Origin of the sequence: Proteus sp. TJ1640, from assembly GCF_003144445.1 — a bacterium.
Taxonomy (GTDB): Bacteria; Pseudomonadota; Gammaproteobacteria; order Enterobacterales; family Enterobacteriaceae; genus Proteus; species Proteus penneri.
The window spans coordinates 56,648-70,609 of record NZ_PENY01000037.1; the positions used below are offsets into that span (position 1 = coordinate 56,648).

Genomic DNA, 13,962 nt, shown 5'->3' on the forward strand with positions numbered 1-13,962 from the left:
TTTTTGAATATATTTTTCTATTTTTTATTCCATAAAGTAATAGTTACGCAAATAATAATTACACAATTAAAATACTTTATTTCTATATGTTAGTAATAATACGTAATTTATAACTAAAGCCTTATTCTTCTCATTAGAGAAATTAGTTTTAGAATTAAATATTATGTAAATACTCTAAGTGATTTGGATTTAGGTAGGAAAAAGTGAATGGTTTACTATGAACATACAAAAGAATATGTCTGTACGAATAAACATAATCGACTATACAACAACTTGAAATATGACAGTTCTATTACTTACAAATTACAAAATTATATTCTTTATAACTTGTATTAATATTCATATTCCTTTTTGAAATAACTTTGTAAGTTGATCTCTAACTAGTATCTACATGACAAAAAAGCGCCCTATACTGAATATAGAGAGCCTTGATTAGAATAATCTTGTCTTAAAAAAGATCCGTTAAATAGGATGCTCTGCTGCTATCTTCCAATTAATTGCACTGACACTCTTTTCTAAACTTACTCTGCAAACAATCGCTTCTATCTCTTTTTGCTCGATGGGGGTTGCAAGTAATTCGGCACAAACTTCCAATTGACTAGGCATCAATGTATCAGCACTACTTAAAGACTGTAATCGAACATGTAATCCATTTATTGCCTGTAAAATCAGAGTTCTAACTAAAACTTCATCTTCTTCATGACAAATAATTCGTATTGAGTAGCGTTGCTCAATATCTATTGCTTGATGTTGTGGTTGAGCATTTATCCGCTGAGCAGCTTCTCGCAATAAAATATTCGCACAAAGAATAAGAAGTGCTGCTATGGTCGCCAATTGATATAAACCTAATCCACTCAACACACCAATTCCCGCAGAACACCAAAGCGTTGCTGCTGTATTAAGCCCACGTATATTCATTCCTTCGCGCATGATCACACCAGCACCAAGAAATCCAATACCTGAAACAACTTGAGCTGCGATCCGACCAGGGCTATCTGACGAAGTTTCTATTGAGCTTAAAATAAAAACAGCAGCCCCCGTTGCCACTAAAGCATTTGTTCTTAAACCTGCCATTCTTTGTCGCCATTGACGTTCAGCACCAATCAAAGCACCAAGGCACATTGCAATCACGAGATTTAAAATATAAGGCGTCATCGTCATGTTTATTTCCTCTACATGATGATTAAAATCGATATGAAAATTTTGCTCTGACAATTCAGAGTGTTGAAATCAATTCATCGCCTTAGGAGGAGGAAATAAAGAGAAAAAAATATAGCACATGAAATTACCCTTCTTGTTTTAGCTGCATAAGGGAAATTATTTGGGTAAGTGCATAATTGAAATATAAGAAAGGAATATTACAACGCACTGCCCACCAAAATGGTAAGCAGTTTTAGTGAAGAAAACAGCTTACCTATTATTTTGAATAAAATTATTCTCGATTAATGGGTTTATCATTAACCTACAACTTTGTGTATCCAAGGTGTTTTCTCCTAACTATAATTTAGCAAAAGTATAAGTAGCTGATTTAAAAATGTAAATGAACCAAACCTAAACGTCAGTCACTTTTGCTGTATTGGTCTCACAAATATTCCTTCACCGCCCTCTTTTTCATTAAAAAACCAAATTCCTTTTGGATATTCAGGGAGTGATACCAAATACATTATACCTTCATTAAATTCTTCGATAAGTAGGATAGTTCCTTCACGATCGTCAATACCATCTGTTTTTACAACAACATTATCATTAACCTGCATTTTCTCTCCTGATAAATATTATCATTCTCTTTTTTTATTTTACCCATAAAGAAAAAGCCTGCCACCATAAGGTGACAGGCTTGAAGAAAATTTTTAAAAGGCTTTAATTACAGAGCTGTTACGTTAGCAGCTGCAGGACCTTTTGCACCGTTTTCAATTGTGAATTCTACGTTCTGACCTTCAGCCAGAGTTTTGAAACCGTTACCTTGAATGGCAGAAAAGTGAACGAATACGTCTTTGCTTCCGTCTGCTGGAGTAATAAAACCAAAGCCTTTAGACTCGTTGAACCACTTAACTTGACCTTTCATTTTGTCAGACATGTGACTTTCCTATATATCAATAAAACGTTGCCTTCTCGGCATCTACTGGCCTGAACTACCTATAACTTATGGGCACACATGAAGAAAACGGTCAAAAAGCGATGCTGTTTAAAACTCATTAACTTAGAATGTCAATCATAAATCAGGTCTGTATTGAGGCCTTACTCATTAACGCATGAGACAAGTTTAATAGCAATAGTTTTATGCGCCTAAAGATTAAAAAAATGCAAATTGCACATTAAAAATACAATTCTTCCTCGATTTTTATCACTGTGCATAAAATTTATTTGATATTTTATCTCTATTATTAACAACGAATAAGAATATTCTTAATAATCTAACCATAACAGTTAATGCCAGAATTTAAAAAAAACTGTTCTACCTGCTTATCTTGCCCACGTGATAATCTAGTAACAAGAAACAAGTTTGCAACATTCATCTCTTAAGGTGTTTACAATGAATGTATTAAAAGAAATCTTAGAGCGTGATTTAGACCGGATCAATAAAGCAGAAAAAAGAGACGGGAAACCACATTTTAATAGTCAGTTTTTAAAAAACCATATCTGGCTATGTATCAGCATGGTTCTCTCTTATGTATTACTCGCGGCGTTATTAATTTATTCACCTTACTTTGGTGTTATCTCGCTGGTTCTCTTTACTATGATGTTCTTAGCGATGGCTGGTATCTTATTATTTGATATAAAACCTATCTATAAATTTGAAGACATTGGCGTTCTCGATTTGAGAGTCTGCTATAACGGTGAATGGTATACCTTTGAAAAACTCTCTGATGAAGCCATAAATGAGATCCACCAGCACCCTGCGATATCTCAACAAATAAAAGAAGACATTCGTGAGATTATTAGTAAAAAACAAGAAATTCATTTTTACGATGTGTACTTGATGGCATTTGATCCCGTTCAACAATCAATTTCAGCATCACAATTATCTCATCAAGCCTAATTGATTCTCCGTGTTACAGATAAAAACACGGAGAATAACTTCTATTATTTAGCCACTTTGTCGATAAACCCACCAAACAGATATTTAATCCACTTTTAACGTTGACACTCTGATATATCATCGTTATTATGCGCCTCGTTCTCACGAGAACTCGCTTCCTCCATAGTTCAGTCGGTAGAACGGCGGACTGTTAATCCGTATGTCACTGGTTCGAGTCCAGTTGGAGGAGCCAAATTTAGAAAAGCCCGCGCTGCAATAGCGCGGGCTTTTTACTTTCTACATTCTTATCATCTAAATCAGCTACCTAAATCCAATCAGTATCGTTATCTTGCTTAATTAATAAATAGCTAATTTATATCTAGTACGATAAAGACCTAACCTGCTATTCCAACAATTTCGTGTTTTAGGTATTTTTTATACGCTTCAACATCTTGCTCAATTTGCGGTTGTTTCACCACATCAAACATTCCGAAGGTTTTTAATCCTTCCATACCTAAAAATTGATTCGCTTTATGGAATGGAAAATAGACAGCATCAATCCCTTTTCCTTCAAAAAACTGTTCTTGTTCTTCAAAAGATTCAAAAGGCGCATTCCAAGTTACAGAAAGAAGATACTTTTTGCCTTGTAATAATCCACCCGAACCATATTTTTTCGAAGGATCTTTTCGTGTACGACCATCATCAATATACATTTTGCCGTACCCAGCACTAAATACATCATCAATATATTTTTTTAAGATCCAAGGGCCTTCCATCCACCATGCTGGCATTTGATAAATAATGACATCGGCCCATAAGTATTTATCAACTTCTTCGTTATTATCATAACCATCATCAATGCGTGTTGATTGCACATTTATCTGATGCGAAGACAACAAATCTGTGGCGACTTGCGTTAAATGATCGTTGAGTTTCCCTTCAGAACCATCAAACTCTTTTGCAGCATTAATAATAAAAACGTTAGTCACTTCTAAACTCCTTGTATACACATATTTAATAAGCAAACTATAACGCAATTACTCATCACTGCTTTAACTCATTTCTCCATTATTCTTGCCTAATAATCCAAAGATACCGTTTCAGTTTCTGATTCTTTTAATCGTTGAATATCTTTTAAGGGCGATAAACCAAATAATCGATGATATTCACGGCTAAATTGTGATGGGCTTTCATAACCGACGATAAATGCTGCTTTAGAAACATCACTCATTTCAATCAGCATGATCCTTCTTGCTTCATTCAGCCGTAACCACTTTTGATATTGCAACGGCGTCATGCCAGTTCGTTTTTTAAAGTGAAAATGAAATGATGAGGTGCTCATACCCACTAACGTTGTAAGATCTTCAATCCGAATTGTTTCGTGATAATGTTGTTTAATCCAATCAAGCGCATCACTAATTTGCCGACACTGAGGATGTTGTGATGCTAATAGTTGCTGACGCGCACCATCATTCGATCTTAATAAGTAATAAAGGATCTCTTTTTGGATCAAAGGAGCAATAAAAAGTGCATCTTCTGGTGTATCTATTAGTTTTATAAGTCTTGTTACTGCTTGTAAAATTGGCGCGGTTGCTTGAACAATTTGTTGAGCGCTGATCTCGTTATTTTCTTGTAGTAATTCAAACTTATTTTCGGCTAGCAGTTCAGGTAATAGAGCGAGGTCTAGTTTTAGCAACATTGCTAAAAAAGGCGTTTCTTTTGACGCTTCACAGACTTTAGCAAAAGTAGGTATATCTGATGATGTTAAAAGCATATTCATAGGACGATAACAGTTTGTCTCTAGCCCTATCGTTATTTGCTTTGCACCTTGTGCAGCAATAGCCAAACTGGGTTCATACATCCAGCCTTCAGACTCTGTAATAGAAGTATACCGACATAACGCTAAACCAGAAACAGAGGTATCCCATCCTCCTTCTTTATCTTTTGTATATAGAAGAAGTGTTTTTTTAAATTGCTCAAACTCTAATACCATCGGTACTGATAAATTCGTAGTATCCATCGTCTCGGGATCTTCAATTAGTCTTTTAATTCGTCAGATTGTATAACTAAACAGTATGAAAAACTTTCTTTTAAAAAAACGCTTTATCTTTTCTTTCCAATGTAAGACACATTTCAGCGACTAGAAATGAAATTTCGAATATTATTTCTATTGATAACCATCTATTTTTTATACATTTTTATCAAAAAAGAAACAACTTGATGCAGTCTTGAGCAAACGGTATTTTTTTTCATTTTTTTACTTTACAAGGTGGTAAAGGATAGCTATTATTCGCCTCGTTCTCACGAGAACTCGCTTCCTCCATAGTTCAGTCGGTAGAACGGCGGACTGTTAATCCGTATGTCACTGGTTCAAGTCCAGTTGGAGGAGCCAAATTTAGAAAAGCCCGCGCTATCACAGTGCGGGCTTTTTGCTTTCTACTCATTGACTATTTTTATTCCTCTATTTTCTTATTTATTTCTTTTGTATTTTTATATGTCCATCTTCAATTTCGTGTTAACTCAAAATCATTAATAAAAGAATGCCTTTTTATAAGGTCATTTCAATCAACACTCTTCCACCGACTATTTTTTAAACTCAAAACCTCCTTATTTGATTTAAAAACCATAAATTAGTTATTTTTTAACCACTTAAACTGTTATTTCACTTTTTTTACTTTACAATGTTCATCTCCCTCGCTATTATCCATCTCGTTCTTACGAGAACTCGCTTCCTCCATAGTTCAGTCGGTAGAACGGCGGACTGTTAATCCGTATGTCACTGGTTCAAGTCCAGTTGGAGGAGCCAAATTTAGAAAAGCCCGCACTATCTCAGTGCGGGCTTTTTGCTTTTAATCTTTTCTATTATCATTACCTTTCTTCTTTTTCTATCTCATTTATTTTTTAGATTTCCGCGTTGACTTAAGTACGTTATTTCTTTATTTTCAGTATTCAGCGTGGAAAAAACATCCAATTAAAAAATGTTTATTATCTCATAATTAGATTATCTGTTTTAGAAACGAACAATATGTTGTTTATCTATGCACTTAAACAAATATCGTCGATTGTCCTTTGACATATCAAATCACCCGCTATATGATACACGCCACTTAATGATGTTCCTCCATAGTTCAGTCGGTAGAACGGCGGACTGTTAATCCGTATGTCACTGGTTCGAGTCCAGTTGGAGGAGCCATTTCTCTTTGTGTCACCCTCGTAACCTTTTGATTTTATTCTCTGTTTTACCTTACACACTTCCCAAAAAATATAATAAAAAATGCGATTAAATGGTAGCTATTTAATCGTTTTCGTATTAGCATTCATTTCCGGCTTGACTACCTAGTCCAATCCAATCCTTGATCTTTCGATTTTCCTAAGACACACGGAGCCGGTATATGACCACTGCACAACCTATCACCCTCACTATTCACCGTCCAGATGATTGGCATGTTCACTTTCGTGATGATGACATGCTAAAAACTGTTGTTCCTTATACCAGTCGCTATTTTGGCAGAGCTATAGTCATGCCAAACCTTGTTCCACCAGTTACAACGATTGAAGCTGCTCGCACTTACCGTGATCGCATCAAAGCGGCTATTCCTGCCGGAGATAACTTCGAACCGTTAATGACTTGCTATTTAACAGATAGCACACTACCTTCAGAAGTCGAACAAGGTTTCTTACAAGGTGTTTTTACTGCTTGTAAACTTTATCCTGCAAATGCAACAACTAACTCAAGTCATGGTGTATCTGATATCACAAAGATTTATCCTATCTTAAGTGTGATGGAAAAAATCGGCATGCCATTGCTGATCCACGGCGAAGTAACCGCTTCAAGTATTGACATTTTTGATAGAGAAGCACGTTTCATTGATAGCGTTATGTCTCCTGTACGCAAGCAATTTCCTGAGCTAAAAATTGTTTTTGAACACATTACAACTAAAGAAGCTGCTCAGTATGTCTTAGAAGGAAATGAGTTTCTCGGTGCCACTATTACCCCGCAACACTTGATGTTTAACCGCAATCATATGTTGGTAGGTGGTGTTAAACCTCACCTATATTGCTTACCTATTCTTAAACGCAACGTTCACCAAGAAGCACTAAGAGAAGCTGTTGCGTCAGGAAATTCTCGCTTCTTCTTAGGTACAGATTCTGCACCTCACTTACAACATCGCAAAGAATCATCTTGTGGTTGTGCTGGGGTATTTAATGCACCAACCGCGCTGGCAGCTTACGCAACCGTATTTAAAGAACTCAATGCATTACAACATTTTGAAGCTTTCTGTTCTCTAAATGGCCCTCGTTTCTATGGTTTACCTGTTAATGAAGGGACCATCACATTAACTGAAAAAACTGTTGAGGCTCCAGCACAAATCCTTTGTGGTGATGAAGCACTTATCCCATTCTTAGCGAATGAAAATATTCACTGGGATATTACTGTCGATTAATCTCACCCCCTTGATATTTTTCTAAAATGCACCATATAACATTTGTTAGACTGTTAATGGTGCATTGCTCTTTTATCAGAGCCAGCACACATTTTTTTGTTACAACAAAAATTTATCTTTTTAATCATGATAAATCTCGTATACTGAAAAGTAACCACATTGCGTGGGAGCTTCTCTCTTAGTCAAAACCGGTTGTATGATTAGGAGGTATTATGAGTAGAAAAAATGAAGTTATTCAGACACACCCTGTTGTAGGCTGGGACATCAGTACCGTTGACATCTACGATGCCATGATGTTGCGTTTACATTATCTTCCTGAAAACGAACATCATCCAGAAAATGCAGTTGTAGATAAGACACTTTGGCTCACAACAGACATAGCTAAGCAGTTGATTCATATTCTTCAAGCAGGTATTGATAAAATTGAATCATCTGAAGATTCTGTTTCAGTCAACACCAAGCATTAATAAAAAGATCTAGAAAAGATAGCGAACGCAAAGCAGGGGTACTTGGTACTCCTGTTCTCATTTTATCTCTCACCAATCCACTACCACATATTGTTTATATCTATATAAGCCAACTCTTACAGTATAAAAATAATTAGTTATATTAATAAATCGACTCCCATTTAATGGAAAAATAATCATAACCTTTTTATTCGATATATCTTCAAGAAAAGAACACATAAGCCGAATTGACATAAAATAAGGTTATCTTTATTTTAATAAATTAAAACAACGACAAACAAGGAAGTTATTTGTGAAAGTATTAATTATTGACGAATGTTTTTTTACTCGTAATGGTATAAAACACTATTTTGAGAAGAGAAATGTAAGACATGAAATAATTGATATGCCATCTATACAGGAAGCCAATAATTATATTAATCACTCAATGCCAGATATCATATTTATTGATCTCACAAGATATTGCCGGGAAATAGCATATTGCCCTCATTTGCAGCTTTTTTTTCTTTCAACAAAGAACTGTCGGCTTTATCTTTATCTAGATGCAAACTATCCAGATAAAGAAAGACCTATCTCATTGACAAATAACTGTTTTATCCTTCCAAAAAAGATACTTCCTTGGGTACTTGAAAAGGCATCGATGTTCACTTCTCGATGCCAAGTTTTCTTTCCTACTTATAAACATTCATTATGTTCTATTTTTAGTTTACAAGAACAAAAAATAATTAATTATTGGATGAGTGAAATACCTAATCATCAAATCGCTAAAAAACTATCCATTAGTAGTAGCACAGTATATTCACACAAAAGACATATTACAGAAAAAATTAATGTAAAAAATCGAATTGAGTTATTTTTTATATATAATATTTTAAAATATATATATGAGAAATAACCCTATTAAACTTCAATCAAAAAATAAACAAAAGAAAGAAAAAAGGAGTCCATTTCCTATTATTACTCACTGTAATGAGGTGGCTAATATGCGTGTTGGTCACCTTAAAATTATTATACTATTATGTATTTAGGATATATATGATATTAAAACAACAAAACTAATATAGTTATATCTTATAAAAAATAAAGTAAAACTGATTTGTTTTGCAATCACTTCACTCTGCTTCTAATAAAGAGTGAAGTGATTATTCACAATACCAGATTGAGAATTAAGCTATGCGCTCAATCTTAGCGGGTAAACCTTGGCGAACAGATGCACCCGATACCCAATCTAACCATGTATTAGTGATTTGACGGGTTGGATCAGCAAAACCTAAATCATTAAGGTTAATACCGCTACCAATACCTTTATCCATTGGTAATGGTTGTTCATCTAAATAATGCTGACGAGAACCTAACTCTTGATGCCCATATCCATGTTCAATAGCTAAAACCCCCGGCATTACACCATCGAGTAAGCTAATCTCAGCTTCAACTTGCCCACCAGGTGTTACAATACGAACCTTATCACCATGGTTAACCCCCCATTTTTTACCATCTTGAGGATTAATTGCGACCAAGTTACTCGGTTTCACCATTCGTAAACGTTGTATCATACCCGTTGAACTACTCACCACATGAGATTTAAAGGACATTAATTTCAATGGCCACTGCTCTTCAGGATAATGCTGATGAATATCACTACCATCCGATAAACGTGGCGGATAATAAGTCGGGCAACCACTATAACGTTCACCTGTTATTGCATGATGGTTTTTCGCCACTTCTTCATTCCAAATCTGCAATGGTTGTTTCCACTGCGGCCCTGTTTCATCACCATTCCATGCTTTTTCATAAGGTGCAAAACGGCCACCTCGCGTATAGATATACGCAACTTGAAGAACTTCTTCATTTTTTAACGTTGAAGTTATCGCAGGTAAAATGCGATCTACACCACTTAATAAAATATCTTCATTGGTTGCTGGTACAACAGGTTTCTCACCCATAAATGCCATATTAGCCGCAACACGTAAATAGTAATCTTCTGCACTGTTGATTGGATAGAAATTTCCATCCATATCTTCAATAGCTTTATCACCAAAGCCGGGTAAGTCTAAGGCTTTTGCAACGGCAATACAGAATGTTTCCATTGAAATTGGTTGGCCTTCCGCTGTTTTAGCAACACGAGGTTCAATAATCGGCCAACGTGCAGTACTTGCTTTAGTTTGAACACCAGACCAAGGCGCACTAAACCCCCAACTTTCAAAGTTGTGTGTATCAGGCACGATATAATCTGCCAGCGCAGTTGTTTCATTCATAAAAGCATCAATACCGATAATTAAAGGCAGATGCTTCGGATCTTTAAGACGCTCTTCCATTACTTGACGAATACCAGCAATCCCATAAACAGGGTTGGTCATATTCGTGATCCATGCTTTTAATGAATAAGGATAACCCGCTAACGCAGAACCCAATTGTTCAGTTAATTGCCCAGCAGCAAACGGATACCAAGGTGCTTTTGCTGGATATGGAGATTCCCCTTTTTCTACTCGCTCACGGTACTCATCAGATTTCTCATAAGCTACTTTACTGCGTGATAACACCATGCCTTTTGGCTTCACTTTACCCTTAAAGCTATCCATTTTGTAACAAGGGCCATCTGTTGCGCCATTAAATTTACCGCCACCAACAGATACCCCACCTTTAAGGTTTAAGTTACCTATTAGTGCATTGAGCATAATCACACTCCAAGCAGTATAAAAACCATTTCCTCCCATCATACCGCCATGAGAGATAACTGCGGCTTTTCGTCCATAAGCAGTAAATTCGCGACCTAATGCAACAATGGTCGTTTCTGGTACTTTACAGCGCTCGCTATATTCAGCCAGAGTCATACGTTTAGCTGCTTCATCAAGTAATTGAAAACTTGATTTTACAGTCACTTCTGCGCCTGTTTTTAAAGTGACTTTATACGTAGCAAATAATTGTGCTTTATCGACTTGTGTTGCAGGAACTAATTCACCATCTAGCGATAACACTAAGTTTTGCTCTTCCCCTTCTGCAACATCATTTAAATGTGCCGTAGTGAGCATTTGTCCTGAAAGTGGATGTTTTTCATCACTGACCACAAGGTGAGTCGCATTTGTCCAGCTCTTCTCACCCACATTTTTCATTGAAACTTCACTTGGTACTGACAGATATTCTGCATTGTAGCGCTTGTTTTCAATGATCCAGCGGATCATTCCCATCACTAAAGCCGCATCCGTTCCCGGTTGGACAGGAACCCAATGACCATGATCGTTCGCTAATGTCGTTGTTAGAGGTAAAGCAGGTGCAACAACCACATAATTAAACGAATCACGAATTCGAGCGTTAGCTAACTGACGGCCTTGACGTTTAAATGGATTACCTGATTGTGCCGGTGATGTTCCTAAAAACAGAGCAAATTCAACGTAATCCCAATCAGGCTTAACGTGAGCGTTTTTATTTAAATCATTCATTAACGCACCAGAGCCGGCACGGTACGCTAATCCACAATAAGAGCCGTGAGCACCAAAGTTTTTACTACCAAATGAGTTTTGAGCAAAGCGACGAATAAACGAATCACGTCCATCATCACCCGCATTTGTCACCAATAATTGATTCGCTTTAGGGCCTAAAGCCGGCTGCTTTGGATCGATTAAAGTATCTAAATCACGAATAGCACGTAAACCATCAACATGACCCTCACCAAAGAGATCGCCACCTTCGACAACTTCCTGGATCAACCGCTCAAAACTGATACGCTTCCATTTACCTTCACCACGTTTGCCCACGCGTTTCATCGGTTCAAGAATACGTGTTGGGCTATCAAGGCTTTCCATCATGGTTGCACCACGAGCACAAGCCGTCGAGCGGTTTTCTAGCCCACTTTCCCCCCCCATTTTTTCCAATGCTTCTTTAATTGGCATGTTATAGCCAAAATGGTGATCATGAGAAAGTGGGTGATAAGGATTACCAGCAATACGCAAAATTTTATTATTTGCTCTATCAACACGGGCACGTACACCGCATTGGGTCCAGCACCCAAAACATTGGGTCATACAAACAGATTGCTCTGTATTCGCTTGCCATTTCGCGTCTTTTACAATTTTACCTTCAGGTAATAAAGAGTTCCCGTTGATCCTATCAAGTGTTACTTTGCCTGATGTGCCATCAACTAAACCATCTACGGCACGTTTAGCAACATCACGGTAACTGGCAGCAAATGCGGCAATACCACCGATAACTAACCCACCTTTAAGCCATTGACGTCTTGTAAACTTAGCCATGCTGCACTCTCCTGACAACCCAACGAATACTTTCTCTAAATAAAATGGTTAACGCTATCCACAATCCAAATGTACCGATAATTGACATCAGTCCATCATTACCTAGCGTAAACTCATAAGGGTTTGTAATGATGTTATATTTGGGAATGTATTGAGCCCCCATCAACATCAACCAGCGTAATACCCACGCAAGTCCCATTGATACAAATGCCATGATGGTAATAAACACAACCGAACGTGCTTGTTTTGCCATCAAAAGTCCCATCACGACAGAGATCCCCCATAGTGCGATAACGCCTATGGCACTCCACCAGCCAAGACTTCCCATCGCTAATTGTTCTCTAATTGCCAGGCCTGAAATTGTATCGCCAGCAACCCAAAAAGCCGTACATACTGCTAATAACATCAGGGAACTCACAAACCACATCGCTAATTCACGCTGGTATACAGGTTCACGGCGTGTTCCTAATGCTAGTAGTGTTGGTAGTACTTGCATTGCACTAAAGAACAGTAGGATTGGTAACCAATAGGTATACAACACAGGTCTTGCTTTTAAGATAGATGCTTCACGACCTGTATATAACAACAAACCAATCGCAGTTAATGAGCAAGCTAATGCCACCCAACGAGTTAATTTATATTCACGTTTCCATACTAAGCGAACGACCATTGCAGCAAAATAAAGTATGCTAAATGCTGAAAATAATGGTAATAACAGTGAGCCCCATGCCATCCACGACCATGGTGTTGGATATGCATAGAAATGCCACACACGTGCTGTTTGGTGTAAATCTGCTGTTAAAGCCAGAGGTGCTGTAATACCCGCTGTTACTGCAATAAATACCGCAACAGCTTCTAAACGTTGATTACCTGCACTGCCTTTCCAACACTGCCAACAGGCGTAAAGTGTTGCACAGCAAGCAATACCAATAAAAAAGAAATACTGCACAGCCCAAGGCAACCAAAAATATTCTTGCGGGATCGCAATGACTTCTTGAATTTGAGAAACTTGCGGGATCATGAGTGAACCTCCTGCTGCCATAATGCGGGTTGTCCTTGACCTTCTAACGGTTGTACAAATGCATCATCGAGGCCGAGATAGAAAACTTGTGGCAATGTGCCACTTTCTGGTTTTAATACTTTCAGCTCTTTTTCATGTGCACGCAGCATTTTGCTGATAGTGCTATTAGGATCTTTCATATCGCCGATAATACGAGCACCGCCGACACAAGATTCAACACACGCAGGCAGCAATCCAACTTCGAGGCGATGCGCACAGAACGTGCATTTATCTGCTGTTTGTGTTGAGTGATTAATAAAACGTGCGTCATAAGGACATGCTTGAACACAATAAGCACAACCAACACAACGTTCATTATCAACGACGACAATGCCGTCTTTACGTTGGAAAGTGGCTTGAACAGGGCAAACTGGTACACAAGGCGGTTCATCACAATGGTTACACAATCTAGGCAGTAAGACATTCGTGATCCCTTCTTGCCCCTTGATAGCAACCTGATATTGGTTTACTGTCGTCCTAAATTGTCCTTGAGGAGTCTGATTTTCAATATTACAGCTTACTGTACAGGACTGGCATCCTACACAACGGCGTAAATCAATCAGCATTCCGTAACGTTTATCTTCCGAGCCTTCACGACGCTCAGGCGATAATTTAATGCCGGCTTCAGCTAAAGGAACTATTGAAGCACCCGCAGTAAGGACCCCTAATTGTTGTAAAAATTTTCGTTTTCCAAGATCCATATTTGTCTCCAGTATCACTCAAT

The 13,962-nt window shown here is 37.4% G+C and carries 12 protein-coding genes and 4 tRNA genes; 8 read left to right on the forward strand and 8 right to left on the reverse strand.

Going from position 1 to position 13,962, the window contains the following annotated elements; genetic code table 11:
• Positions 1–462 precede the first annotated feature (462 nt).
• From DK861_RS16250 to cspE, 3 genes are all read right to left on the reverse strand, one after another.
• Positions 463–1,161, reverse strand: a complete 699-nt coding sequence (locus DK861_RS16250; RefSeq protein WP_109400763.1) for an MgtC family protein — start codon at positions 1,159–1,161, stop codon at positions 463–465.
• A 401-nt stretch (positions 1,162–1,562) separates the two neighbouring features.
• On the reverse strand, positions 1,563–1,757 hold the full coding sequence (gene dsrB / locus DK861_RS16255) for a protein DsrB (protein ID WP_006533211.1): 195 nt from the start codon (positions 1,755–1,757) through the stop codon (positions 1,563–1,565).
• Between the two features lie 107 nt (positions 1,758–1,864).
• Positions 1,865–2,077 carry a transcription antiterminator/RNA stability regulator CspE gene (gene cspE, locus DK861_RS16260; protein ID WP_004243573.1) on the reverse strand — a complete coding sequence of 71 codons (213 nt, stop codon included), beginning with the start codon at positions 2,075–2,077 and terminating at the stop codon, positions 1,865–1,867.
• Between the two features lie 456 nt (positions 2,078–2,533).
• Here cspE and DK861_RS16265 point away from each other — a divergent pair, with 456 nt between their 5' ends.
• On the forward strand, positions 2,534–3,040 hold the full coding sequence (locus DK861_RS16265; protein ID WP_072063128.1) for a YlaC family protein: 507 nt from the start codon (positions 2,534–2,536) through the stop codon (positions 3,038–3,040).
• Positions 3,041–3,196: 156 nt separating this feature from the next.
• Positions 3,197–3,272: transfer RNA gene (locus DK861_RS16270), tRNA-Asn, on the forward strand.
• 142 nt (positions 3,273–3,414) lie between these two features.
• Here DK861_RS16270 and DK861_RS16275 read toward each other — a convergent pair.
• Both DK861_RS16275 and DK861_RS16280 read right to left on the reverse strand, forming a co-directional pair.
• Positions 3,415–4,008 (reverse strand): NAD(P)H-dependent oxidoreductase, encoded by a 594-nt coding sequence (locus DK861_RS16275; RefSeq protein ID WP_109400764.1) that lies wholly within the window; start codon positions 4,006–4,008, stop codon positions 3,415–3,417.
• An 89-nt stretch (positions 4,009–4,097) separates the two neighbouring features.
• A complete protein-coding gene (locus tag DK861_RS16280) occupies positions 4,098–5,039 on the reverse strand; it encodes an AraC family transcriptional regulator (protein ID WP_229096607.1) in 942 nt (313 codons plus the stop codon).
• Between the two features lie 296 nt (positions 5,040–5,335).
• On the opposite strand from DK861_RS16280, the gene DK861_RS16285 reads away from it, so the two are divergent.
• The 6 genes from DK861_RS16285 (at position 5,336) to DK861_RS16310 (ending at position 8,826) form a co-directional block, all read left to right on the forward strand.
• Positions 5,336–5,411: transfer RNA gene (locus DK861_RS16285), tRNA-Asn, on the forward strand.
• 338 nt (positions 5,412–5,749) lie between these two features.
• Positions 5,750–5,825 (forward strand) — tRNA-Asn (locus DK861_RS16290).
• A 311-nt stretch (positions 5,826–6,136) separates the two neighbouring features.
• Positions 6,137–6,212, forward strand: a tRNA-Asn gene (locus DK861_RS16295).
• 199 nt (positions 6,213–6,411) lie between these two features.
• Positions 6,412–7,464, forward strand: a complete 1,053-nt coding sequence (pyrC, locus tag DK861_RS16300; protein ID WP_109400765.1) for a dihydroorotase — start codon at positions 6,412–6,414, stop codon at positions 7,462–7,464.
• A gap of 212 nt (positions 7,465–7,676) precedes the next feature.
• Positions 7,677–7,931, forward strand: a complete 255-nt coding sequence (gene bssS / locus DK861_RS16305) for a biofilm formation regulator BssS (RefSeq protein WP_072063131.1) — start codon at positions 7,677–7,679, stop codon at positions 7,929–7,931.
• A 292-nt stretch (positions 7,932–8,223) separates the two neighbouring features.
• Positions 8,224–8,826 carry a LuxR C-terminal-related transcriptional regulator gene (locus DK861_RS16310; RefSeq protein ID WP_006533220.1) on the forward strand — a complete coding sequence of 201 codons (603 nt, stop codon included), beginning with the start codon at positions 8,224–8,226 and terminating at the stop codon, positions 8,824–8,826.
• Positions 8,827–9,097: 271 nt separating this feature from the next.
• On the opposite strand, the gene ttrA is transcribed toward DK861_RS16310, so the two are convergent.
• From ttrA to ttrB, 3 genes are read right to left on the reverse strand one after another with little or no spacing between them, the layout of a single operon-like run.
• Positions 9,098–12,178: a tetrathionate reductase subunit TtrA gene (gene ttrA / locus DK861_RS16315; RefSeq protein ID WP_109400766.1), complete on the reverse strand. Its 3,081-nt coding sequence runs from the start codon at positions 12,176–12,178 to the stop codon at positions 9,098–9,100.
• A complete protein-coding gene (gene ttrC, locus DK861_RS16320) occupies positions 12,171–13,199 on the reverse strand; it encodes a tetrathionate reductase subunit TtrC (protein WP_109400767.1) in 1,029 nt (342 codons plus the stop codon). Before ttrC ends, ttrA begins: the two co-directional genes overlap by 8 nt.
• The gene (ttrB, locus tag DK861_RS16325; RefSeq protein WP_109400768.1) at positions 13,196–13,939 is read right to left on the reverse strand and encodes a tetrathionate reductase subunit TtrB; all 744 of its coding nucleotides are present in this window, start codon (positions 13,937–13,939) and stop codon (positions 13,196–13,198) included. Before ttrB ends, ttrC begins: the two co-directional genes overlap by 4 nt.
• Positions 13,940–13,962 lie beyond the last annotated feature (23 nt).